Origin of the sequence: Marinoscillum sp., assembly GCF_965229915.1 — a bacterium.
In the GTDB taxonomy this organism is placed as follows: domain Bacteria; phylum Bacteroidota; class Bacteroidia; order Cytophagales; family Cyclobacteriaceae; genus Marinoscillum.
In genome coordinates this window covers 1,459,707-1,481,879 of record NZ_CBDDJZ010000001.1, presented here as the reverse complement: position 1 = coordinate 1,481,879, position 22,173 = coordinate 1,459,707, and the positions used below count along the sequence as shown (strand labels likewise).

27 protein-coding genes are annotated in these 22,173 nt (G+C 42.4%); 19 read left to right on the top strand and 8 right to left on the bottom strand.

Annotated elements, in window-relative coordinates; genetic code table 11:
- Positions 1 to 35: 35 nt before the first annotated feature.
- The 14 genes from ACO067_RS06410 to ACO067_RS06345 all read left to right on the top strand — a co-directional run bounded on the left by ACO067_RS06410 (position 36) and on the right by ACO067_RS06345 (position 11,893).
- Positions 36 to 437 carry a DUF1987 domain-containing protein gene (locus ACO067_RS06410; protein ID WP_421872076.1) on the top strand — a complete coding sequence of 134 codons (402 nt, stop codon included), beginning with the start codon at positions 36 to 38 and terminating at the stop codon, positions 435 to 437.
- A gap of 48 nt (positions 438 to 485) precedes the next feature.
- Complete coding sequence (locus tag ACO067_RS06405) at positions 486 to 647, top strand: hypothetical protein (RefSeq protein WP_421872074.1); 162 nt, start codon at positions 486 to 488, stop codon at positions 645 to 647.
- A 262-nt stretch (positions 648 to 909) separates the two neighbouring features.
- On the top strand, positions 910 to 1,650 hold the full coding sequence (locus ACO067_RS06400; RefSeq protein ID WP_421872071.1) for a ParA family protein: 741 nt from the start codon (positions 910 to 912) through the stop codon (positions 1,648 to 1,650).
- 2 nt (positions 1,651 to 1,652) lie between these two features.
- Positions 1,653 to 2,489 carry a chemotaxis protein CheW gene (locus ACO067_RS06395; RefSeq protein ID WP_421872069.1) on the top strand — a complete coding sequence of 279 codons (837 nt, stop codon included), beginning with the start codon at positions 1,653 to 1,655 and terminating at the stop codon, positions 2,487 to 2,489.
- Position 2,490: 1 nt separating this feature from the next.
- Complete coding sequence (cheB, locus tag ACO067_RS06390) at positions 2,491 to 3,528, top strand: chemotaxis-specific protein-glutamate methyltransferase CheB (RefSeq protein WP_421872066.1); 1,038 nt, start codon at positions 2,491 to 2,493, stop codon at positions 3,526 to 3,528.
- A 2-nt stretch (positions 3,529 to 3,530) separates the two neighbouring features.
- Positions 3,531 to 5,261 (top strand): chemotaxis protein CheA, encoded by a 1,731-nt coding sequence (locus ACO067_RS06385; protein WP_421872063.1) that lies wholly within the window; start codon positions 3,531 to 3,533, stop codon positions 5,259 to 5,261.
- Positions 5,261 to 6,130, top strand: a complete 870-nt coding sequence (locus tag ACO067_RS06380; RefSeq protein WP_421872060.1) for a CheR family methyltransferase — start codon at positions 5,261 to 5,263, stop codon at positions 6,128 to 6,130. The genes ACO067_RS06385 and ACO067_RS06380 overlap by 1 nt, the downstream gene beginning before the upstream one ends.
- Before the next feature lie 15 nt (positions 6,131 to 6,145).
- Positions 6,146 to 6,511, top strand: a complete 366-nt coding sequence (locus ACO067_RS06375; protein ID WP_421872057.1) for a response regulator — start codon at positions 6,146 to 6,148, stop codon at positions 6,509 to 6,511.
- 146 nt (positions 6,512 to 6,657) lie between these two features.
- The gene (locus tag ACO067_RS06370; RefSeq protein ID WP_421872054.1) at positions 6,658 to 7,257 is read left to right on the top strand and encodes a chemotaxis protein CheC; all 600 of its coding nucleotides are present in this window, start codon (positions 6,658 to 6,660) and stop codon (positions 7,255 to 7,257) included.
- A 28-nt stretch (positions 7,258 to 7,285) separates the two neighbouring features.
- Positions 7,286 to 7,645, top strand: a complete 360-nt coding sequence (locus ACO067_RS06365; RefSeq protein ID WP_258101822.1) for a response regulator — start codon at positions 7,286 to 7,288, stop codon at positions 7,643 to 7,645.
- Between the two features lie 32 nt (positions 7,646 to 7,677).
- Positions 7,678 to 10,305, top strand: a complete 2,628-nt coding sequence (locus ACO067_RS06360; RefSeq protein WP_421872051.1) for a nitrate- and nitrite sensing domain-containing protein — start codon at positions 7,678 to 7,680, stop codon at positions 10,303 to 10,305.
- Positions 10,306 to 10,318: 13 nt separating this feature from the next.
- Positions 10,319 to 10,654, top strand: coding sequence for a response regulator (locus ACO067_RS06355; RefSeq protein ID WP_421872048.1), 336 nt, complete (start codon positions 10,319 to 10,321; stop codon positions 10,652 to 10,654).
- On the top strand, positions 10,644 to 11,111 hold the full coding sequence (locus ACO067_RS06350) for a chemotaxis protein CheX (RefSeq protein WP_421872045.1): 468 nt from the start codon (positions 10,644 to 10,646) through the stop codon (positions 11,109 to 11,111). Before ACO067_RS06355 ends, ACO067_RS06350 begins: the two co-directional genes overlap by 11 nt.
- 2 nt (positions 11,112 to 11,113) lie before the next feature.
- Positions 11,114 to 11,893 (top strand): PP2C family protein-serine/threonine phosphatase, encoded by a 780-nt coding sequence (locus tag ACO067_RS06345; protein WP_421872042.1) that lies wholly within the window; start codon positions 11,114 to 11,116, stop codon positions 11,891 to 11,893.
- Between the two features lie 5 nt (positions 11,894 to 11,898).
- Here ACO067_RS06345 and ACO067_RS06340 read toward each other — a convergent pair whose 3' ends face one another.
- The 8 genes from ACO067_RS06340 to pdxA all read right to left on the bottom strand — a co-directional run bounded on the left by ACO067_RS06340 (position 11,899) and on the right by pdxA (position 18,020).
- Positions 11,899 to 12,519, bottom strand: a complete 621-nt coding sequence (locus ACO067_RS06340; protein WP_421872040.1) for a hypothetical protein — start codon at positions 12,517 to 12,519, stop codon at positions 11,899 to 11,901.
- A 135-nt stretch (positions 12,520 to 12,654) separates the two neighbouring features.
- A complete protein-coding gene (gene accC, locus ACO067_RS06335; protein WP_421872038.1) occupies positions 12,655 to 13,998 on the bottom strand; it encodes an acetyl-CoA carboxylase biotin carboxylase subunit in 1,344 nt (447 codons plus the stop codon).
- A 13-nt stretch (positions 13,999 to 14,011) separates the two neighbouring features.
- Positions 14,012 to 14,491 carry an acetyl-CoA carboxylase biotin carboxyl carrier protein gene (gene accB, locus ACO067_RS06330; protein ID WP_421872036.1) on the bottom strand — a complete coding sequence of 160 codons (480 nt, stop codon included), beginning with the start codon at positions 14,489 to 14,491 and terminating at the stop codon, positions 14,012 to 14,014.
- 85 nt (positions 14,492 to 14,576) lie between these two features.
- On the bottom strand, positions 14,577 to 15,140 hold the full coding sequence (gene efp / locus ACO067_RS06325; RefSeq protein ID WP_421872033.1) for an elongation factor P: 564 nt from the start codon (positions 15,138 to 15,140) through the stop codon (positions 14,577 to 14,579).
- A 13-nt stretch (positions 15,141 to 15,153) separates the two neighbouring features.
- Positions 15,154 to 16,152: a beta-ketoacyl-ACP synthase III gene (locus ACO067_RS06320; RefSeq protein WP_421872031.1), complete on the bottom strand. Its 999-nt coding sequence runs from the start codon at positions 16,150 to 16,152 to the stop codon at positions 15,154 to 15,156.
- A gap of 23 nt (positions 16,153 to 16,175) precedes the next feature.
- Complete coding sequence (gene rpmF / locus ACO067_RS06315; RefSeq protein ID WP_258101832.1) at positions 16,176 to 16,367, bottom strand: 50S ribosomal protein L32; 192 nt, start codon at positions 16,365 to 16,367, stop codon at positions 16,176 to 16,178.
- A gap of 12 nt (positions 16,368 to 16,379) precedes the next feature.
- Complete coding sequence (locus ACO067_RS06310; protein WP_421872028.1) at positions 16,380 to 16,913, bottom strand: YceD family protein; 534 nt, start codon at positions 16,911 to 16,913, stop codon at positions 16,380 to 16,382.
- An 81-nt stretch (positions 16,914 to 16,994) separates the two neighbouring features.
- Entirely contained in the window at positions 16,995 to 18,020 is a 1,026-nt protein-coding gene (pdxA, locus tag ACO067_RS06305; RefSeq protein ID WP_421872026.1) for a 4-hydroxythreonine-4-phosphate dehydrogenase PdxA, read from the bottom strand.
- Positions 18,021 to 18,074: 54 nt separating this feature from the next.
- Here pdxA and rsmA point away from each other — a divergent pair, with 54 nt between their 5' ends.
- The 5 genes from rsmA to ACO067_RS06280 all read left to right on the top strand — a co-directional run bounded on the left by rsmA (position 18,075) and on the right by ACO067_RS06280 (position 22,145).
- Positions 18,075 to 18,833 (top strand): 16S rRNA (adenine(1518)-N(6)/adenine(1519)-N(6))-dimethyltransferase RsmA, encoded by a 759-nt coding sequence (gene rsmA, locus ACO067_RS06300; protein ID WP_421872023.1) that lies wholly within the window; start codon positions 18,075 to 18,077, stop codon positions 18,831 to 18,833.
- Entirely contained in the window at positions 18,830 to 20,197 is a 1,368-nt protein-coding gene (mgtE, locus tag ACO067_RS06295) for a magnesium transporter (RefSeq protein ID WP_421872021.1), read from the top strand. Before rsmA ends, mgtE begins: the two co-directional genes overlap by 4 nt.
- Complete coding sequence (locus tag ACO067_RS06290; protein ID WP_421872018.1) at positions 20,194 to 21,150, top strand: NAD(P)-dependent oxidoreductase; 957 nt, start codon at positions 20,194 to 20,196, stop codon at positions 21,148 to 21,150. The genes mgtE and ACO067_RS06290 overlap by 4 nt, the downstream gene beginning before the upstream one ends.
- Before the next feature lie 126 nt (positions 21,151 to 21,276).
- Positions 21,277 to 21,750: a transcription elongation factor GreA gene (gene greA / locus ACO067_RS06285; protein WP_421872014.1), complete on the top strand. Its 474-nt coding sequence runs from the start codon at positions 21,277 to 21,279 to the stop codon at positions 21,748 to 21,750.
- Positions 21,750 to 22,145 (top strand): HIT family protein, encoded by a 396-nt coding sequence (locus tag ACO067_RS06280; RefSeq protein WP_421872011.1) that lies wholly within the window; start codon positions 21,750 to 21,752, stop codon positions 22,143 to 22,145. Before greA ends, ACO067_RS06280 begins: the two co-directional genes overlap by 1 nt.
- The last annotated feature ends 28 nt before the right edge of the window (positions 22,146 to 22,173 follow it).

The following is a 22,173-nucleotide window of genomic DNA, read 5'->3' as shown; positions in this document are numbered from 1 at the left end:
GTATCACGCTATTACGAATTAAGAATCATCGACAAATGTTATTCATTAGAAAAACACACCTAACACCAGAGATCAAATTTGACCCTAGAAAAGGCAGGTTAGAGATTACTGGAATGTCCAGTCCGGACAATAGCATGGCAGTGTACCAGCCATTGCTCAAAATATTGAATGCAATCAAAGCCACACGTGGCGGCATCAAAGCTGACTTCAAATTAAGCATGTTCAATACCAGTTCTGCTAAGTGCATCTTTGACATCTTGAAGCGCTTGAAAGCTCTAGAAGATCAGGGTCTGAGAATAGTGATTAACTGGCACTATGAAGAGGAAGATGACGACATGCTTGAATGTGGTGAGGATTTTCAGGATCTTCTGGACGCCCAGTTCAATTTCATCGAGAGTTATACCTCTTTTCAGCAAAAAGTAGCTCAGGCATCTTAAGGCATTTTACAGATTAGTTGTTGTTTTGATTAGCATATGTTGAAGTCTTTGAAAAATAGATTCGCTGTGAGGGTAGCTTATGATGAGTATCTGGATCAGTATCTGGTAAAACGTGGAGATAGGGTAGTGTTTGTAGGGTCGCAGGAAGAATGCGAGCGTTTCTTTAAAGTGCATGTCACTTCAAGAAAATCCTCACAGCCATTTAGTTGATATTTTAAAACGGTGAACGATCAAAGGGCTCTGATAATCAGAGCCTTTTTTATATAGGATAGTTATTCGTAAATGCCCGTCTATCCGAAAATTCTCAGGTTTAAACGAATCGCTTGGGCTCATGTATTTTTTTGGTGTTATGTTTAGAATAGCAATCAAAAGTAAAGTCCCAGCAGGCGAAGAATGTTAGGACTAGACTATTTTGAAAAGGAAAAAATCGTTAGCTTATTACTTTTAAAAATCACCACCTAAACAACCAGTAATGACCATTGCAGTTGTAAATCAAAAAGGAGGAACAGGAAAGACCACCAGTACCATAAACCTCGGCAAGAGCCTTGAAGAAAAAGGTAAACGAGTAATGCTGGTGGACATGGATCCACAGGGAAGTCTGGGCTATTCTTTGGGGATAGTGGATAAAGATAAGACCATAGCCGAATTGCTTTATGGTGAAGCTGACCTGTCCGAGGTGATAGTGTCCAGAGAAGGAATGGATGTCATTCCATCAAGCGTTACGTTGGCGGATGTAGAGCTTTCGTTGGTCGATGCTGAAAACCGAGAGTTTCGTCTTAAAGAGATTTTGGAACAATTGACAGGTTATGATTACATCTTCATTGATTGTCCACCATCACTCTCGATGCTCACTGTCAATGCACTCACAGCAAGTCAGTATGTGCTCATACCAATGCTTATGGAAGTTTTGAGCTTGCAGGGATTGGACCTTATTTCAGAAACACTGGCAAAGGTTAAAAAGTCACTCAACCCAGAGCTATCAGTATTAGGCATTCTGCCAGTGATGGTAGATCGGAGACGTAAGCTGTCATCAGAGGTGTTTGACCATATACAGAGCAACTATGATTTTAAGCTTTTTGATACTCAAATACGACCAAATGTGAGGGCTTCTGAAGCGCCTTCGTTTGGACAAAGTGTAATTACCTACTCACCAGGATCCAACAGTGCTAACGATTACCTGGAGTTAAGTGAAGAATTCCTAAAACTAGTATAAGGATGGCATTAGGAGGAAACTTGAAGAAAAAAAGCCTCATCCCAGGGGAAGAGGCTCAAGATAAAAAAGAGACGAAAGCGACCAGGGCAAAGAAACCGACCAGGTCAGCAAAGAGTCCGGACAAGCCGGTGGCGAAAAAGGCTAAAAAGACTACTGTTATAAAGAAGTCCACACCCAAAAAAACTTCACAGCCTAAGGTCACTTCTACTAAACAAGTAGATGTTCCAAAGACTGTGTTAGTAGAAGAGGAACAGCCTAGAAAGGCTCCTGAGCAAAATCCTGCTATCAGAGAGGGATTACTGACACGTGCTGAATACGAAAGAAGGCATCGACTACACGAAAAGTTTAATCAAGAGATCAAGGAGCTTTCAGAAAAGCAGGTACACCTTATTGTGTTTAGAATAGAGCAGGAAGAGTTTGCATTGGAGATCAGCAAGGTGAATGAAGTAGTAGTGACACCTACCATCACCCGCATGCCTCAAGCTCCTAAATATGTTCCTGGTATTGCCACTATCAGAGGGAAGGGTGTAGTGACGCTTGACCTGGCCTACAAGTTAGGTTATGTAGATAGTACTGAAAACCTTGCAGAACGAGCTGAATATACCATTGTGGTGAAAACAGAGCGCTTTACGGTAGGTGTGCTGGTGCCAGAAGTGCCGGTCAGTCAGATGATAGCCGGAGGACGGATTCAGGCGGCTGATGATAGTGTTTCTGAGACCTCCCTGGATGAAACGTATATCAAAGGCCTCATTCGTACGGGAGATAGGGTGATTTTCTTTATTGATATTGACGAGATGATCGAGGGAGATCGTCTGAAATCCAGACTAGTGGAGGTATAAATTGGCGAAGCATATAAACATATTAGTAGTTGATGATTCGGCATTCATGCGCCTGTTGCTCACGGATCTGTTGTCTAAAGATGATGAGCTCAATGTAGTAGGCAGCGCAGTGGATGGTAAAGAAGCCGTAAAGCTTGCTAAAGAGCTTCGGCCAGATGTGGTACTGATGGATATGAACATGGGTGAGTTTGATGGACTCTATGCCGTGGAGAAGATCATGCAGGTGCATCCAGTGCCGATTCTGATTTTAAGCTCTGTTGGCAATACCAATCTCGATCCCATCTTTGATGCGTTGGAACTTGGTGCCGTTGATTACATTAACAAACCACAAAAAGGAGGATCAAAAGTCCGTGAAATAGGAGTGCACCTGGTAGCTACGGTGAAACGAGTAGCTCGCGCCAAACCTAAGGCCACGAAAATAGAAAAAGACGGGCTTAATAAGCTTTCACATACATTTGACTCGAAAGCCTTATATCATGCCATTGTTATCGGAGCATCTACTGGCGGACCCACTGCTGTAGAAAAGGTAATCACTTCTCTCCCTGCCAACTTAAACGTTCCCGTGCTGATTGGTCAGCACATGCCTACCAACTTCATCAAATCCTTTGCTGCAAGGCTGGATTTCATTAGTCCCCTCAAAGTAGTAGTTGGTAAAAAAGGCATGATCCCCAAACCGGGCATGGTGATCATCGCACCGGGAGATACCAATATGGTGCTGGTGAAGGATAAGAGTGATACCGTTAAGATTGGTTATTCTGATGAGCATTTCAAAGAATATAATAATCCTTCAATAAACGCCTTGATGATGTCTGCGGCCAAAGTGTACGGAAGCAAAGTGATTGGAGTACTGCTCACAGGAATGGGCAAAGATGGAGTAAATGGATTGCAGGAGATTAAGTCATCCGGTGGCATGACCATCGCTCAGGATGAAGCATCAAGTGTGATCTACGGGATGCCGAAGTTGGCATATGAAACTGGAGCTGCGGAGACAGTTCTTAACATAAAAGAAATTGGTGGTTACCTGGTAAACTGTTTATAGCATTGAAAGAATCAGAATATAAAGAACTCTTCCTTGTTGAGGCTAAAGACAATCTTGAGCAACTCGATAAGCTCTTTGTTGATCTGGAGAAAGATCATGGCAATAAGAACGCTATCAATGCCATCTTTAGAATTACTCATACGCTGAAAGGCAATGCCATGGGGCTGGGGATTGATTCCATTGCTGATTTGTCACATGTGATGGAGGATGTCATGATTGCCATCAAAAACGAACAGGTTCAACTAAATGATGACCTCTTCAAGCTACTTTTCCGTGCCAATGACAAGTTAAACGCCCTTGTCAATGCTTTTGGTACGGATGAGAAAGTTAGCTTTCTTGGTATCAAGACTAGTTTGGCGATCTTTTTGAAAAATGAACTGAACAAAGAAACCGAGGAAGGTGAGCAGGGAGATACAGAAGAATCTAAGTCAGCAGAGCAACCAACGTCTGAAACACCGGAACAGCTGGTAGAAGAGCTTGATGATGCCAATGCCTCTCAAATATCTTTTTCTGACGTCATTCAGATACCGGTAAAGAAAATGGATGACCTGTTGAGTGAAGTGGGGCAGTTAATTATCGAAAGAGATCGATTGATCAGCTACAGTCAGGAGTTGGGGCTGAAGTCCAGTGAGTTTGATAGGCTTCAACGAATCAGCTCCAATCTTCAGTACAGCATCATGAACGCCAGAATGGTACAGGTAGGCTTCCTATTCAACAAGTTTCACAGAGTGCTTCGAGACGCAGCGTCCATCGAAGGGAAAAAGACCAACCTGGTACTAAAAGGAACCGAAACCGAAATTGACCGAAATATCCTCAAGTTAATGAGTGATTCATTGGTCCACCTTGTTCGAAATGCGGTGAGTCATGGTATAGAATCTGCTGAAGTGCGGAAGCGCAACAATAAACCAGCTGAAGGGCAGGTAACCTTAGATGCTCACTATGAGCGCGATCGGGTAATCATTCAAGTTAAAGATGACGGTGGAGGAATAGATCATGAAGTAATCCGTAAGAAGATTGTGGAAAAGGGATTGGCTACCCCAGACATGGTCAAGAACATGGGTAAGGAAGAAGTGCTCTCTTACATCTTTGAAGCTGGATTCTCTAATGCTGCTCAGGTAAACGAACTATCCGGCAGAGGGGTAGGTATGGATGTGGTGAAGCGAGCGGTAGAGTCTATTGGAGGTCAAGTGAAAATTGAAACCGAAGTGGGCAAAGGTACCACCATGAACCTCCAGGTTCCAGCATCTCTGGCACTTAAAGGATGCTTACTCTTTGACGTGGGAGCTCATGAATACGCCATAGCACTCTCTTATACAGAGGCTGTAGTGTCCATAGAGAAAAGTGAGATCAAGAAAATAAGCGGAGGTCTGATGAGTACGTTCCAGGGAGATGCCATCAGCATTTTGTTTATGGAAGACGTATTGAAGCTCCGAAACCTCAATGAGATTCACAATCGAGGAGTGCTACATAGAAGTTTTGACGCATCAGATGATAATGCCATTTTTGATGTCATCATTGTTACCTATGATGGCAAGACCACTGGCCTCATCGTGGATAAAGTACTACAGCAGAAAGAAATTATTGAAAAACCTCTGACCAAGCCAATAGACAAGACTAAACTGCTCAGTGGAACGACTATTTTAGGAAATGGCAATGTTTGCCCTGTTATCGATATTGCGGTAATCTCCGACCTCATCCACCGACAGTCACTACAAGCGCAAATGGAAAACTAATGAAGGGATCGGGAACCATATTTATGCAAGATGTCAAACCTCCGGCTGAGCTTATCACAGATGAAGAGATGAATGCGCTGATGACAGCTATTCGCAATCGTTATGGATTGGATTTTACCAATTATGAGAAAACATCATTAAAGCGTGGAGTTACCAGATTGATGATGAAGCACGGCATGGAGTCTTCCCTAGATCTGTGGAGTCGGGTACTGAAAGATTATGATTTCTTCATGAGTTCCATCGATGACTTGTTGGTGAATCTGACCGAATTATTTAGGAATCCCGACGTGTGGATTAAACTTCGAGATGAAATTCTGGATCAGTTCAAAGGTCAGTCACTGAATATCTGGCATGCCGGATGTTCTACTGGTGAGGAAGTCTACACCATGAGTATCGTGCTGGATGATAAAAATTTACTGAACCGTGCCAGGTTGACAGCTACTGACTTGAGCTCCAAAGCGCTAAATAAGGCCAAATCTGGTCAGTATTCTCTCGACATCATTAAGATGTATCTAAATCCTTTTTTGAAATTTTTTCCAAACAAGCAAATAGAGGACTATTTCCATTTTACTGATAAATACGCCGAGATTAAACCTAAGTACCGTCAGAACATTAACTTTAGCAGGCACAACCTGGTGCATGACGCTGCTGGAGGAAAATATGACCTAGTTTTTTGCAGAAACGTTATGATCTATTTTGATGATCAGCTTAAATTGAAAGTGCTTAGTTTGATTCATCAGAGTTTGAAACCCAACGGGTACCTGGTCATTGGATATTATGATATCATGCCCGATTCAGGTAAGACCTTGTTTCAGGTGGAGGATATTAAAACAAGAATCTATAGAAAAAAGGAGCAGATTGCTTCATAAAACAATACAGAGCAAATGAGCCATAATATATTAGTTGTGGATGATTCTGGGTATTCCCGGGCAACGATCAAAACCATGCTCACTGAGAATGGCTATAATGTCATTGGTGAAGCTCGAAATGGAGCCGAAGCTCTTGATTTGATTGTAGAACTCAAACCTGATCTGGTGACACTGGACAACATACTTCCTGATATGTCTGGGATCGAAATATTGAAAGTCTTGCGAGAGCAGGGGATTACTTGTAAAGTGATCATGATTAGTGCAGTAGGGCAGCAATCAGCGATAGAGGAAGGTCTTGGTTTGGGAGCAAATGCTTATATTATTAAACCATTTACCAAAGAGAAAGTACTAGAAGAAGTGGCCTTATCTCTGAAAGGGTGAATGACAGGACATTCTGCTTAGTTCAGGGTTTAAATCGATTGACCCATGAATTTTCTGTGTCCAACAGATTAAACCTTGTTTTGATCGACTAAATATTGATTTAAAATACAATTTTAAGAGATTGCATTAAGTAACCAGAATAACCTATGCTTGATAAATTAAATGAAAACGAGTTGGAGGTGGCATCAAAGCTAGTTTTTGATGGCATGTCTATGGCTAAAAAGTCCATGGAGCAGATACTTCAGAGCCCCATCAAGATGGAGAAGATTGACTGGAGTAATGATGATGTACCGCTGCCTAAATACCAGAATTCTGCGAATCAAAGCGTTCATGTGATCAGGACCAATCTGATCGGAGAGCTGAAAGGAACCAGTCACCTGATCTTTAGTGAAGATGAAGTGACTAAAGTATTAAAAGCGTGTCTACCGGCTAATATTGTAGAGTCCAATTCTCCAGAAAGTAAGATGATGAAGATGGGATTCCTTACGGAAATGGACAACATGATGGCTGCAGCAGTAATCACAGAGTTTTCTAACTTCCTGGGGTTAGAGATCTATGGACATGTCCCTTCACTAGAAGTAGTGAAAGGGTCTGAAATCAATGCTTTCGTAGAGAAAGAAGTAGGTGAATTTGATGCGATCGTTCACTTCAAAGCAATATTTCATGGTCAGGAATTAGATATTTCACCTGACTTTATCTGGATATTCCAGGAAGAATTTGTTGATAAAATTAAAAATTTGGTTTGATAGGTAAATCTTTTAATAAATAAAGAATATGAGCAAGAAAGTACTTATAGTTGATGACTCGATCTACATGAGATCTTTGATCAGAAGCGCTCTAGAGGAAGCTGGTTTGGAGGTAGTAGGTGAAGCCAAAGATGGTGAGACTGCCATAGACCTGGCGCTGGATACTCAGCCTGATTTGATTACTTTGGATAACATCCTACCTGATATGATGGGGTTTGAAATTTTGAAAGTGTTGAGAGATCAGGGACTCGAGTCTAAAGTCATTATGATTAGCGCAGTTGGTCAGCAAACAGTTGTGAATAAAGGTAAAGAACTTGGTGCATCTGAGTATATTGTAAAACCTTTCACCTCTGAAGCACTGATTGAGGTCGTTAATCGAGTAATGTAAATGAACAATCACCACCTAACTCCATTTAAAGTATGAAAATACTTTATGACCTGCCTATACGAATAAAGTTCGCAGTGGTACTGATACCACTGATCATCATAATTCTGTGTTTCGATTACTTTCAGATTCAGCACAATTATCTGGATTATGAAGATTCAGATCGGCTGAACAAAACGATCAATCTGGGAATAGAAATAAACCATGTAGTACATCAGCTGCAGAAGGAACGCAGCATGGCTATTGGTTTTGTTTCCAGCGAAGGATATGAATTTGAGGGACAGATTGAGCACCAGCGCCAGCTGACCGATAGTACCTTGAATCGTTTCTACGAGGAATTGGACAACCCGGAGTTGGTAGAGGTATTGATCAGGCATACCAATGATATTGAGTTGCTAAAGACTAGTTTTTCTCAAATAGAGGATATTCGAAAGCGTATCGATAACATGTCCCTGGATGGTTATCAAATCCTGAAATATTTCTCTGACATCAATAATGTGGCTCTCAACACCGTGGATCAGCTGATCAATGAAACCAGGGATAAGGATGTAGCACAACAGGTTCATGCACTCATTTACTTTTTAAAATCCAAAGAGCGTGCTAGTATCGAGCGTGCCATTGGTACCCAGGCGTTTGCAGCAAAAGCAATGGATGATGAGCTCTATGCTACTTTCACCTCATTGGTTGCTGAGCAAGACTCCTATACAGATGCCTTTGAAGTGATTGCAGATCAGGAGTCTAGAGATACTTATGACCGGTTGGTAGCAGGGCATGATGTAGATGAAGTGGAGCGATTGCGAAGTGTGCTACACACACGCACTAATTTTGATGTGGATCCGAACTATTGGTATGAAATGACTACCAACAAGATCAACTCCTTGAAAAAAGTAGAGGACAGTATATCGAAAAGGTTGTTAACCAGGACTTCAACCTTGGCCAGCTCTGCATTTCGCAAATTCTGGACATTTATAGTGCTGGATGTGATCATTGGGGTATTGGCTCTCTGGCTAATGTCCATAATCGTCACCAATCTCTTGACCAACGTGAAGAATCTGGAAGCATATGCCATTCGGTTCTCCAAAGGAGATTTCTCGAAGCGTGTCTCCATTCCTACCAAAGATGAAATCGGTCAGTATGCCAAGACATTTAATGTGATGGCAGGTGAGATAGTAAAATCTCACAATATCCTCAGGAAAGAGCGTGATAAAGCCAAGTTCCTTTACAACAACATCTATCGAGTGGCCATGATGGTGTTCCAAAACATCCATCAGGGGATATTTTTGCTGGATCGAAACCAGAAGATGAGTAAGCTCTACTCTAAGTCTATGGAAAAGATCTTTGGAGTGGATAAAATAGCAGGAGAGAATTTTTCTAACTTCATGAGGCCTCTAATCATTCCTCGGGATCTGGAAGCACTAGAGATGTTCATGCGCCACCTCTTCAATGAAGACATGGACGAAGATGTGGTGAATCAGCTCAATCCTATAGAGCAGGTAAAGATTTATAGTGAAAAAGAAGGACTTGTCACTACCAAGTATATCCGGGTAAATTTCACACGTATTTGGAGGAAGGATAAAATCGCCAATATCATGGTGACTGTGTCTGACGAAACGGAGGCAGTATTGCTGCAGAAACATCTCGAAGAGGCCGAGAAGAAGAAGAAGCAAGAAACCGAACAGGTATTGAGTATTTTGAAAATCGACCCTTCATTGATTCGTGGGTTCCTACACAATGCCAAGCGGACTCTTCGAAGTATATCTGAGCGGTATGAAACCGATAGAGAAGGTAAGTTCAAGGAGTTGTTGCAATTCACTTTTGAGACCATCCACAACCTGAAAGGTAACGCAGTGGTGATCGGGCTGGACATCATGAGTCAGAAGTTTCATGAGGTGGAAGAGTCCATCGAGGAGCTCAAGGAAAAAGACATTAATGGAAAGGACTTCCTGACCATACTATATGAAATAGATGATGCTGATAAGATGATCGATGATATGAGCTCAATGCTCAGAAAAGTTGCTGATATCTATCGCAAATATCCGTCTGGAGGGCACGTGGTATCTAACATCATGCTGATTGATTCATTGGAAAGAGCCGTAAAAGTGATTTCTGAGAAAATGGATAAACCAGTGGATTTCTTCTTTAAGAACGATCTGAATTTGGTATTGCCAAATGAAAAGATCGATAGCTTCAGAGATATCATGATCCAGTTAATCCGCAATTCCATCAAGCATGGTATAGAAGATAAAAGCGAACGCTCCAATATCGGGAAGCTTGTGCGAGGTAGCATCACCATAGATCTGGATCAACCGGAAGAAGAGTTGCTACAGGTTACCTACAAAGATGATGGACGTGGACTGAACATTGAAGACATCAAGAAACGAGCAATAAAGGTGGGTATTGTGAGTGAGTTTGAAGCTGATAAAATGGATGAACAGACAGTGGTCGACCTGATCTTTAAAGAAGGCTTCTCTACCTCTGAGGAGGTGGATGAGCATGCTGGTAGAGGTCAGGGAATGAACCTGGTAAAAAACCTGATAGAAGGAATGTCAGGATCCTTTGACACCAGTTTTGAAGAAGGAAAATATTTTCAGATGATTATTAAACTGCCGGTGACAGGCAGTATGACAGTAGAACCAGAAGTAGATGAGACTGCTAATAGTTGATGACTCGTCCATAATGAGGCGAATTATTGAAAAGAATCTCAAAGATTACGATATTGAGATCATCGGTACAGCACCTGATGGTCAAAAAGCTCTTGAGATTGTCAAGGAAAAGAAGCCAGATGTGATTACCTTGGATATAACTATGCCTGGAATGGACGGTTTATCTTGCCTTGATGAAATCATGGTGGTACATCCTACAGCCAAAGTAATGATCATCACGGCCCTGTCTGATAAGCTTACGGGCTTAAAAGCATTAGATAAAGGAGCCAGAGGCTTCTTGTACAAGCCTGTAAATGCAGAAGATCTGGCGAATGCGTTTGATAGATTACTAAAACGAAATGAAAACTAGCAAAGCAGAATTTGATGCTACTTGTAATCTGTTCATCAATTCAGTGAACAATTACTTCCGGCATCTTACTGAAGTAGACTCAGAGCTGAATGTTCCTTACATCAAGCAATCCGAAGGGTTGATATTGAAGGACTATACAGGTATGATCGGTATCTCTGGTAACCGAAAGGGTTTTGTGTATATTTCTGCTGACCGTCATATGTATGAGGATCTGATCAAGATTTTTATAGGGATTGATGATCCATCCGATGAGGATATTCTGGATATGGCTGGTGAAATTTCAAATGTGGTTGCTGGTAATGTGCGAGCAAACCTGGGTGCTAACTTCATGATTTCAGTGCCTGTAGTTTTTCAGGGAATGCCCTCTCAGCTAAAAATACCAGATGATGTTTCTATCTACGTCATTCCAATTGTATGGAACAATCATGAAGCTTACGTAGTTATTGGACTGCAATAAATATGAGTCAACAAGAACCAACCTACTTTAACCTCGGAATCGGAGAGGACGAAACGCAAAGAAACTACTTTTCCTTGTTTCCGGAAGAGTTGATGGCTAGTGTCATTGAATCTTTCGTCATCAACAAGCCGATGATCGGGAAAGCTGGAGGTGATGGTTTTTGGGTTCATCAAGATGGAGAGCATCTATACATTATCTTATTTGACTGCATGGGGCATGGACACCTGGCCAGTATGATGACCCGTGTGTACACGCAATCACTGCAGAAGATTGTCCAGGAGGAAGACATCAAAGATCCGGGAACTATTCTGCGATATCTACACCATAAGATCGGCTTGAAATTCAAGAAGAGAGAAAACATGCAGATTGGCACTGGTGCTGACGTAGGCGTGCTGAAAATCAATTTGGCCATCCGAAAAATTGAATATGCTGGTGCTAAAACCGATCTTTTTCACGTTCAGGATGGAAAACTGGAGGTGATCAAAGCAGACCGGATGCAGATTGGTGATATGTGGGAGTATCCACATCATTACAACACCCGCAATGTGGAACTCAAAGAAGGTGTGAAGTCTAACTTCTACTTGTCCAGTGATGGATTTAAAGACCTAATGGGTGGTCCCGAAGGAAAAAAACTCGGCAAGAAAAAGGTAAATGAGATCCTTGAAGCTGAATATGGCAAAGCCATGATGGAGCAGAAAGAGAACATCTTGAAATTTATGCAAACCTGGAGTGGGTCACACATGCTGATCGATGATGTGCTGATCGTCGGTTGTGCCCTGTAACTAGCTTACTCGGTAGTGTTGAGCCGTAGGATATCCATGAAGTTGTTATCCAGAATCCAGATAAAGTAGGGAGAGACATTCACAGCTACTCCTTTCAGCACAGACTTCACATGAAAGGCGGTATTGTATATCTTATTTTCCTTTTCAAAAAACTCATTAACCTGGTCACAAGGGATAATCTGAATCTGAGGTACTTTCAGCTCTAATTGCACTCCCAGGTATTCTGAAATTTCTTTCATCGATAGCGCGGCAATCACATTTTCTATCTCAGACATGAATCCGTGCTTCATCAGCTTGTTTTCAGTACGCTTTTCAGATTTAAATTCTTCAGGTAGGCACACCGAATTGATCAGATCTACTTCATGATCCAAAATGATAAAGTAAAATGCCCCACGAATATCCCCGCTAAATACTAGCTTAACCAGATGTGCCTTGAATCGCCCTAGTAAATCCAGGTCATGAATAGTAGGCACGTGGCCAGTATTGAAGTCTATATGAGAAGCGTCCACCCTGATTTTGAGCATTTGCGCCATAGAGGTGACAGCCTTCTGCAGGGCGTTGTGCACCAGCTCAGCCACTAGCTCGTGTTGTTCCTCTGTGAGTCTTTTTTTGGATGTCGTGGACAAATCTGTTCGTGGTGTCTAAGCTTGAAACTACAAAGATAGTCAGGTAGGATTTTATTCTGCCTTAACTTCCAAACGAAATAAAAAAGGTCTTTGTTCAGCACAAAGACCTTTTCGATCAATTATGAATTACCTCTGTTAGAGGTCTGAAAAATCAAATGTTTCCAGGAATTTCGTCGTGAATTTACCAGATCTGAATGTTGGATCGTCCATCAACTTGATATGGAATGGAATCGTAGTTTTGATTCCTTCAATGACCATTTCCTGTAGTGCACGCTTCATTCGTACAATCGCTTCCTCTCTGGACTGACCACTTACGATTAGCTTAGCGATCATGGAATCATAGAAAGGAGGAATCACATATCCAGCATACACGTGACTGTCTACACGCACACCATGTCCACCCGGTAGGTGAAGGTTGGTGATTTTTCCTGGACTAGGTCTGAAACCATTAGCCGGATCTTCCGCATTGATTCTACACTCTATCGAATGAAGTTGAGGGTAATAGTTTCTACCAGACACTTCCACACCAGCGGCCACTTTGATTTGTTCTTTGATCAAATCAAAATCAGTCACTTCTTCAGTGATTGGGTGCTCTACCTGGATTCTTGTGTTCATCTCCATGAAGAAGAAGTCTCCATGTTTATCAACAAGGAATTCGATGGTGCCAGCTCCTTCGTAATTGATGGCTTCAGCTCCTTTGATAGCAGCTTGTCCCATTTTTTCACGAAGTTCCTGAGAGACGATCGGAGAAGGTGTCTCTTCCACCAGTTTTTGGTGTCTTCTCTGGATGGAACAATCTCTTTCAGACAAGTGGCAAGCGCGTCCTCTGCTGTCACCAACAATCTGAATTTCAATATGTCTTGGTTCCTCTACAAATTTTTCAAGGTAGAGACCATCATTACCAAAAGATGCTGCGGCCTCCTGTCTGGCATCATCCCACGCTTTCTTGAAGCCACTCTTGTCTTTTACCAAACGCATACCCTTGCCTCCACCACCGGCAGTGGCTTTGAGCATGATAGGATATCCTGCTTCTTCAGCAATCTCCAAGCCTTGCTCAATGGACTCTAAAAGGCCTTCTGAGCCTGGGATAGTAGGCACACCTGCTGCTTGCATGGTTGCTTTAGCGGTAGCTTTGTCTCCCATGGCATTGATCATTTCGGCGCTTGCACCAATGAATTTGATGCCATATTCATCACATACTCTTGAGAATTCAGCATTTTCTGAGAGAAATCCATAGCCTGGATGGATCGCATCAGCGTTGGTGATTTCTGCTGCAGAAATGATTTGAGGTATTTTCAGATAGGATTCTTTTCCAGCTGGTGGTCCAATACACACCGCTTCATCAGCAAATCGTACATGAAGACTGTCGGCATCTGCCGTAGAGTAAACAGCTACGGTTTTAATACCCATCTCCTTGCATGTACGAATCACACGCAGGGCAATTTCTCCTCTGTTTGCTATCAGTATTTTTTTAAACACGATGTATGATTATTTAAGATGGATCTACTAAAAATAACGGTTGGTCGTACTCAACAGGCTGAGCATTTTCTACCAGTACTTTTACGATTTTTCCAGAAACTTCAGATTCGATTTCATTGAAAAGTTTCATTGCCTCAATAATGCACACCGCATCTCCTTTACTTACCGTGTCACCAACACTCACGAATGGATCGGAGTCCGGATTAGCTGATCTGTAGAAAGTACCGATCATCGGTGATTTAACAGTTACAAGGTTGGTATCAGCTCCACTAGATGCAGGTTCTGTGGCTTTAGGAGCCTCAGCAGCTGGAGCTGCCGCGGGAGTCGGAGCAGGTGCTGGAGCTGGAGCAGCAGCCGGAGCAGGCGCACTTACAGAAACTTGTTGTGAAGATCGTTTTACATTGATTTTGAACTCCTCAGTTTCAATGTTGACCTCTTCCAATCCAGATCCCGATATGAAATCTATTAAATCGCGAATTTCTTTTGCTTTCATGCGTTCTTTAGCTTTTTTGTTGTTTATCAGAGAGTTAGGGATGTCCCTTTTTTTCAAAATAGATTAGCTGATAAAGGTAATTATTTTATTTCACTCGCTCTACGTATGACTTGGTCTCCGTATTCACTTTGATTACTTCATCCTGATCAATAAAAAGCGGAACCTGAATAGTGGCTCCAGTCTCCAGTTCTGCAGGTTTACTGGCATTGGTGGCCGTATCTCCTTTAAGGCCAGGTTCTGTGTAAACAACCTGAAGAATTACGTGTTGCGGTAGCTCTACTCCGAGAATCTTCTCTTCTTCTGCATGTACGAGTATTTCTACGTTCTGACCGTCCTTCAAAAACTCTGGCGCGTTGATTAGATGTTCTTGTACTGGTATTTGCTCGAAGGTGTTGCTGTCCATAAAATGGTAACCCAGATCATCCTTGTACAGGTATTGATAGTCTCTTCTCTCCACTCGCGCTGTGTTGACTTTATGTCCCGCTGAGAAAGTGTTGTCGATTACTTTGCCAGTAGTCAAACTCTTCAGTTTGGTCCTAACGAACGCAGGACCTTTGCCAGGTTTGACATGTTGAAACTCCACAATTGCGAAAAGGTCGTGGTTGTACTCAATCACGAGACCATTTCTGAAATCTGCAGTTGTTGCCATGATTTATTTAAGTTTATTTAGGATCGTATGCCCACTTCAGCCAGGTAGCACCCCAGGTGAAGCCACCACCAAATGCAGCTAGAATTACATTGTCGCCCTTGTGGAGCCGTGATTCGTAATCCCACAGGCAAAGCGGGAGTGTACCCGCGGTGGTGTTGCCGTATCGTTGGATGTTCAGCATTACCTTGTCATCCCCGACACCCATGCGACGAGCTGTCGCATCAATAATACGTTTGTTTGCTTGATGTGGAACCAGCCAAGCAATGTCATCTCCCGATAGGTGGTTCCTTTCCATTACTTCAGCTGCTACATCAGCCATGTTAGTAACGGCAAATTTGAAAACTGTAGATCCCTCCTGGTAAGCGAAATGCTCCCGATTGGCTACCGTTTCTGCAGTGGCAGGTTTTCTGCTGCCACCGGCTTTCATGTGTAAGTATGGAGCTCCTGACCCATCAGATCTTAGGATAGAGTCCATAACACCTACTTCTTCTTCTGTAGGCTCCAATAAAACAGCACCACCTCCATCACCAAAGATGATACAGGTGGTTCTGTCTGTATAATCGATGATTGAGGACATTTTGTCCGCACCGATCACAATCACTTTCTTAGCGGTACCAGACTCTATGAATGAGGCTCCGGTAGCAAGTGCATATAGAAATCCTGAGCAAGCTGCACTTAGATCATATCCAAATGCATTTTTTGCACCGACCATATCCGCCACAATATTTGCTGTAGCAGGAAATGGCATATCGGGCGTCACAGTAGCACAGATAATCAGGTCCACTTCTTCGGGTTTGGTGTTGGTCTTTTCAAGAAGCCCTTTTACTGCCTCTGCACCTATCACCGAGGTACCTTGATTGTCTCCTTTAAGGATTCTTCTTTCTACTATTCCGGTTCGTGATTGAATCCACTCGTCGTTCGTATCGACCATGGTTTCAAGTTCCTGATTGGTTAAAACATAGTCAGGTACGTAACCTTGAACTCCTGTGATTGCCGCTCGGATTTTTGCCATAATGTTTGCTTTGTTTGGCTAACTTAAGCCAAAACTTCCTTTTCCATCACAACTTTACCTTTATAGTAAAGTTTTCCTTCATGCCAGAAGGCTCTGTGTGGAAGGTGAGCTTCACCTGTGGTTTGGCAAATCACGTAATTCTTAGGGTTTGCCTTTACGTGAGTTCTTCTCTTGTCCCTTCTAGTCCTCGAAATTTTTCTCTTAGGATGCGCCATTTTATTCTAGTTCTATTTATTTCCTTTCAATTTTTTCAAAGCTTCCCATCTCGGATCCGTTTCCTGACTTTGGTCTTCATCCGGCTCGTCGTGAGAAGTGTATATCATCTCTGGCTCGTCATCTTCATCCAGCTCATCACCATATCTGGGATGTAACTTCTTCAGAGGCACTGCCAAGGTGATGAATTCATAGATAAAGTCCCCAATGTTGATGCTAGGTGTATCCTGACGGATAACCATTACTTCCTCGCTGAGGGTATAATTATCTTCACCAAACTTAATGATGACTTGCTCATCTATCTCCATCGGATAGTCAAATGCGTCAAGGCTTCTATCACATATCAACTCCACCTGAGCGTCAATGTGAAAGTGAAGGGTCATCATGGTTTCTGATTTATCAAGTTGTAAGTGGCATACACCACTCCCATGATCCACGATTCGCTCCTCAAACTGAGAGAACAACTGGTCATCAATTTTAAACTCAAACTCGTGTTGTTTGTGGCTTAAACTGAAGATATCTATTTGATATTCTCTCAAACCTTTCATGCGCAATTTTCTTCTATCCGCCTAAAGAACCGCAAATTTAGGAATAAACCAGATATAAAAAAACTTATTTAACTGCTTGATTTACTGAAATTCTTCTCTGTTTCGAATAATGTCTGCCGCAGTGTAGATCGCATTGCGCATAGAAGTCTCGTCTGCCTCATTTTTTCCAGCAATGTTAAAAGCTGTTCCATGGTCTGGAGAAGTTCTGATAAAAGAAAGACCAGCGGTAAAATTCACTCCGTTGGCAAAAGCAATGTTTTTGAATGGAATGAGACCCTGATCATGGTACATAGCCAGAATACCATCAAAACTGGTGTACTGAGTGCTTCCAAAGAAGCCATCTGCTGGAAAAGGGCCGAATACCAGGTTTCCTTTGTTTTTGTATTCGTTGATTACCGGTATAATCACTTTTTCTTCTTCTGCGCCCAGTAGTCCGTTTTCACCGGCGTGTGGATTCAGCCCTAATACGGCTACTCGTGGTTTTTTGATGCCAAAGTCCTTTTTGAGTGACTTAATCATTAGCTCGAGCTTTCTACCGACCAGTTCTTCTGTAACATGATTAGAAACTTCTTTGAGCGGAATATGCCCAGTTACCACACCAACCCTTAAGTCTTCCGCTACTAGAAACATTAAGCTGTCCTTGGCACCATCTTCCTGAGTCAGGTACTCTGTGTGCCCAGGAAATTTAAAGTCATCTGCCTGTACTAACTCTTTGCTGAGAGGTGCGGTCACCAACGCTTGTATTTTGTTCGCTTTAAGGTCTTCCATGCAGCGTCTCAGAGAAATCAATGCATAATTACCACCTTCAGTCGTGGCCTTGCCGGGAGTGACATCTACACCTTGCTCGTTCAGATTGATTACGTTGACTTTCCGGTGATGAATTTTGTCGATCGACTTGGTTTGGTTATAGTTAAAGTTCTGGAGGTCCAATTGCTTTCTGTAAAAAGAGATAACTCGTCCGTCAGCATAAATGACTGGTGTCAGGTGTTTCAAAACCCTGTTGTCATTCAACGCTTTGATGACTACCTCAGGCCCAACACCATTGATGTCGCCAATCGAAATACCAATTACAGGTTTGTGATCTTTCTTATGAGAAGAATCCTCCATATTTATCATTTTTACAGCGCGGAAATTTAAATCATTTTAACGTAACCGGATAGTTTGAAACAGGTTTCTCCCAAAAAGCATTTAGGCCAACATTTTCTCAAAGACGAGAATATTGCCACTAAAATTGTGGATAGTCTGCAGCAGCAACATGTTGCCACATTATTGGAAATAGGTCCAGGTACAGGAGTGTTAACCAAGCACCTGTTAGTCCATGACCATTTCAAAGCATTTGACGTGGATGCAGAGTCCGTGGTGTTTTTGAAAGAACAGTATCCGGATCATCAAGATCAGTTTTTACTTCAGGACTTTTTAAAATATGATCTGAATCAACTGGCCACACCAATTTCCGTGATTGGTAATTTTCCTTACAACATTTCCTCCCAGTTATTTTTTCGAATCTGGGATCACCGAAATGACGTGCATGAGGTAGTCTGCATGATTCAAAAGGAAGTGGCAGACAGGATAGCTGCAAAAGAAGGTAACAAAACATATGGAATACTAAGTGTGCTCTTACAGGCATTTTATGATATCGAGTATTTGTTTACCGTACCACCTCATGTTTTCAACCCACCGCCCAAAGTGCAGTCGGCTGTCATTCGTCTCACTAGGAATGCTGTGGGTGATTTGGGCTGTGATGAGCAACTGTTTAAACGAGTGGTCAAAGCCGGATTCGGAAAACGACGTAAGACCTTGCGCAACGCACTAAAAGATCTAAATTTGGAGTTTGCAACAGATGCAGCCGTTTTCGATCGGAGGGCTGAGCAACTCACGGTTGCAGAGTTTGTCCAACTGACCAATCACATAGCTTCATGAGTGAATTAGTAATGGAGTTCGAATTAAGCAAGGAGTATCTCGAACGCTTCCAGCAAGCGCTGGATGAACAAGATGAGGCGTTTATCAAATCATCATTGGAAGGGATCAACCCTGCGGATATTACTGCATTGCTATACGAGTTTGATGCTGAGGAGTGTAAGTATGTCTTCAATCTACTGCCCAAGGAGATTGATGCTGCCATTCTAAATGACCTGGAGGACGATGTTCGAGAAAACTTCATCTCGGAGTTTTCTCCAGAATCTCTTGCTCAATATCTGGAATTTTTGGACTCAGATGATTGCGCAGATATCCTGTATCAGATGTCTATCAAAAAGCGCGAGGAAGTTATCAAGTTCATTGATAATGAGGAGAAGGCTGGTCACATCATGGACCTGCTGCGGTATGATGAAGATGTGGCAGGTGGACTAATGGCCAAAGAGCTAATCAAAGCGAATATCAACTGGTCCATACTCCAGTGTATAGAGGAGATAAGAAAACAAGCTGAAAATGTGCAGAAAATGTACTCCGTTTATGTGGTGAATGATATGGGCAAGCTTGTTGGTAAGGTATCTCTAAAACGAATTATTCTGGCAGGAGATAAGGCAAAAATTGCCGATATCTATGATGATACGGTAGTGGCTGTGGAGACCTATATGGATGAAGAAGAAGTAGCCCAAATCATGCAGAAGTATGACCTGGAAGCAGTCCCGGTGGTCAATGCCAGAGGTAAGTTGGTAGGTCGGATTACGATAGATGATATAGTAGATGTAATTACAGAGCTGGCAGAGGAAGAGCGTCAGATGATGGCTGGTATCAGTGCCGATGTGGAAGAAGCCGATACGGTCTGGATGCTATCCAAAGCACGACTACCCTGGCTGGTTATCGGTATGGTTGGGGGACTTCTGGGTGCCCAGTTTATGGGTTTGTTTGAAGGCGATATTGCCATCGTTCCAGCTTTAGCTTTGTTTATACCCCTGATCACCGCGACAGGTGGAAATGTGGGTATTCAATCTTCATCACTCGTAGTTCAGAGCTTGGCCAATCCCAATGTCTTTGCTGGTAGTCTCTTCCAGCGGTTGTTGAAGGTCTTGTTCGTAGCAGTGGTCAATGGAGTCATACTCGCATTGATGGTCTTCGGAGTAGTAATGCTTATTAACAGAAATCAACCACTTGCAGCCACAGTGTCCATTGCTTTGTTTAGTGTAGTGCTGCTTGCCTCGCTTATGGGTACAATCACTCCGCTTATTCTGGATAGGTTTGGAGTAAATCCAGCACTGGCATCTGGTCCATTTATTACCACCGCGAACGATTTATTGGGTCTTGCCGTTTATTTCTCTGTTGCTCACATGCTCTACAATTTATGAACCCTGTCCATCAGAAAATACTCATTGTTGATCTCATGCACGATAGTATCGTGCCTATGCTACTGGAAGCTGGATTTGAAGCAGACTATCGGCCGTCCATTACTCCGGAGGAAGTTCATGATATTATCCATAAATACGATGGCATTATGGTTCGTAGCAAACTCAGCATGGATAAATCGCTTATCGACAAAGCCACCAAGCTAAAATTCGTGGCCAGAGCTGGTGCAGGGATTGACAAAGTGGATTATCCATACCTGACTGCTAAAGGGATCAAGTTAATCAATGCTCCGGAAGGCAATAGAGATGCTGTGGGTGAACATGCCACAGGCATGTTGCTTTCCTTATTTCATAACTTGAATCGAGCCAATATGGAAGTGAAGAGTGGAATCTGGGACCGTGAAGGCAACCGTGGTTTGGAGCTAAAAGGAAAAACGGTTGGCATCTATGGCTATGGGTTTATGGGAACATCCTTTGCTCGAAAGCTTCGAGGCTTTGACTGTCGCATTCTGGCTTATGACAAGTATAAAGAGGGATCGGAACTTGATTGGGTTGCTCGTGTGGACTTAACCACTTTGTTTGAAGAAACGGAAATTTTGAGTATTCATGTGCCACTTACTAGCGAAACACGCGGACTATTTGATGGAGAGTATCTGAGCAAGTTTAAAAACCTCAAAGTAATCATTAATACCAGTAGAGGAGAGGTGCTGAGGTTAGATGCTGTAAATCAACTTTTTGATAGTGGTAAGTTAATTGGAGCAGTACTCGACGTACTGGAAAATGAAAAAATCAATCAGCTCAGCGATGCTGAACAAAAGGAATTTGACCAATTGGTCCAAAATGATAAAATATTGATGTCACCACATGTGGCTGGATGGACCTTTGAGTCATATGAGCGGATCAATGAAGTGCTTGTATCCAAGTTGAAAAAGGAGGGGCTCGCTCAGATCAAGTAATTGTAAATCATTGGCAAAACACATATATTTGCCATCTACGATAAAGAATTAAGAAACACGACTATAAGAGAAGGCGGTCCTTTTGGGCCGTTCTTTTTTGTTTTACACAGTTAACGAAATTTTAATATGTCAGCAGTAAATTATTATACTAAGGAGGGATTGGATAAGCTTAAGGAAGAGCTGAACCACCTGAAGACAAAGGGTAGAGCGGACATGGCCAAGCAAATCGCTGAAGCTCGTGATAAGGGTGACCTTAGTGAGAATGCTGAATATGACGCAGCGAAAGACGCACAGGGACTGCTTGAGTTGAAGATCTCTAAGCTAGAAGCAGTGGTCGGTAATGCACGAGTGATCGATGAATCTAGTTTGGACACGTCCAAAGTAGGTATACTTTCCACCGTCACTATTAAGAATAAGAAGAATGGAATGGAGGTCAAATATCAAATCGTAGCTGAGGAAGAGGCTGATTTAAAGATGAACAAGATCTCTATCAAATCTCCGATTGGAAAAGGGTTGCTGGGTAAGAAACAAGGAGAATTGGCTAAGATCAAAGTACCTGCTGGCGAAATGGAATTTGAAGTAATAGACATCTCTTACTAATGGCTTCTATTTTTGCTAAAATAATTGCACGAGAGATACCAGCTCATATTGTAGCTGAGGATGAGAATTACCTGGCTTTTTTAGATATCAATCCACTTGCTCAGGGACATACATTGGTTATTCCTAAGAAAGAGGTTGATTACATATTTGATTTGGAGGATGATACGCTAGCTGGGCTGCATGTTTTTGCGAAGAAAGTGGCCAAAGGCATTGAATCGGTGGTGGAATGCGAACGGATAGGTGTGACCGTCATCGGGCTGGAAGTGCCCCATGCGCATGTGCATTTGATTCCAATCAATGGGGTGAATGACATGAACTTTGCTCAGCCCAAATTATCCTTGACTTCTGAAGAAATGGCTGCATTGGCCGATAAAATCAGCAATGCAATAGGTTAAAAGATCAAATTGAAAAGAAATAGGAAGT

Bases quoted from the DNA above. Each gene is read 5' to 3' on its own strand.
- ACO067_RS06410 (WP_421872076.1), top strand. From the start codon at position 36: ATGTTATTCATTAGAAAAACACACCTAACACCAGAGATCAAATTTGAC.
- ACO067_RS06400 (WP_421872071.1), top strand. From the start codon at position 910: ATGACCATTGCAGTTGTAAATCAAAAAGGAGGAACAGGAAAGACCACC.
- ACO067_RS06395 (WP_421872069.1), top strand. From the start codon at position 1,653: ATGGCATTAGGAGGAAACTTGAAGAAAAAAAGCCTCATCCCAGGGGAA.
- ACO067_RS06380 (WP_421872060.1), top strand. From the start codon at position 5,261: ATGAAGGGATCGGGAACCATATTTATGCAAGATGTCAAACCTCCGGCT.
- ACO067_RS06375 (WP_421872057.1), top strand. From the start codon at position 6,146: ATGAGCCATAATATATTAGTTGTGGATGATTCTGGGTATTCCCGGGCA.
- ACO067_RS06370 (WP_421872054.1), top strand. From the start codon at position 6,658: ATGCTTGATAAATTAAATGAAAACGAGTTGGAGGTGGCATCAAAGCTA.
- ACO067_RS06365 (WP_258101822.1), top strand. From the start codon at position 7,286: ATGAGCAAGAAAGTACTTATAGTTGATGACTCGATCTACATGAGATCT.
- ACO067_RS06360 (WP_421872051.1), top strand. From the start codon at position 7,678: ATGAAAATACTTTATGACCTGCCTATACGAATAAAGTTCGCAGTGGTA.
- ACO067_RS06355 (WP_421872048.1), top strand. From the start codon at position 10,319: ATGAGGCGAATTATTGAAAAGAATCTCAAAGATTACGATATTGAGATC.
- ACO067_RS06350 (WP_421872045.1), top strand. From the start codon at position 10,644: ATGAAAACTAGCAAAGCAGAATTTGATGCTACTTGTAATCTGTTCATC.
- ACO067_RS06345 (WP_421872042.1), top strand. From the start codon at position 11,114: ATGAGTCAACAAGAACCAACCTACTTTAACCTCGGAATCGGAGAGGAC.
- accB (WP_421872036.1), bottom strand. From the start codon at position 14,491: ATGAAAGCAAAAGAAATTCGCGATTTAATAGATTTCATATCGGGATCT.
- efp (WP_421872033.1), bottom strand. From the start codon at position 15,140: ATGGCAACAACTGCAGATTTCAGAAATGGTCTCGTGATTGAGTACAAC.
- ACO067_RS06320 (WP_421872031.1), bottom strand. From the start codon at position 16,152: ATGGCAAAAATCCGAGCGGCAATCACAGGAGTTCAAGGTTACGTACCT.
- rpmF (WP_258101832.1), bottom strand. From the start codon at position 16,367: ATGGCGCATCCTAAGAGAAAAATTTCGAGGACTAGAAGGGACAAGAGA.
- ACO067_RS06310 (WP_421872028.1), bottom strand. From the start codon at position 16,913: ATGAAAGGTTTGAGAGAATATCAAATAGATATCTTCAGTTTAAGCCAC.
- pdxA (WP_421872026.1), bottom strand. From the start codon at position 18,020: ATGGAGGATTCTTCTCATAAGAAAGATCACAAACCTGTAATTGGTATT.
- mgtE (WP_421872021.1), top strand. From the start codon at position 18,830: ATGAGTGAATTAGTAATGGAGTTCGAATTAAGCAAGGAGTATCTCGAA.
- ACO067_RS06290 (WP_421872018.1), top strand. From the start codon at position 20,194: ATGAACCCTGTCCATCAGAAAATACTCATTGTTGATCTCATGCACGAT.
- greA (WP_421872014.1), top strand. From the start codon at position 21,277: ATGTCAGCAGTAAATTATTATACTAAGGAGGGATTGGATAAGCTTAAG.
- ACO067_RS06280 (WP_421872011.1), top strand. From the start codon at position 21,750: ATGGCTTCTATTTTTGCTAAAATAATTGCACGAGAGATACCAGCTCAT.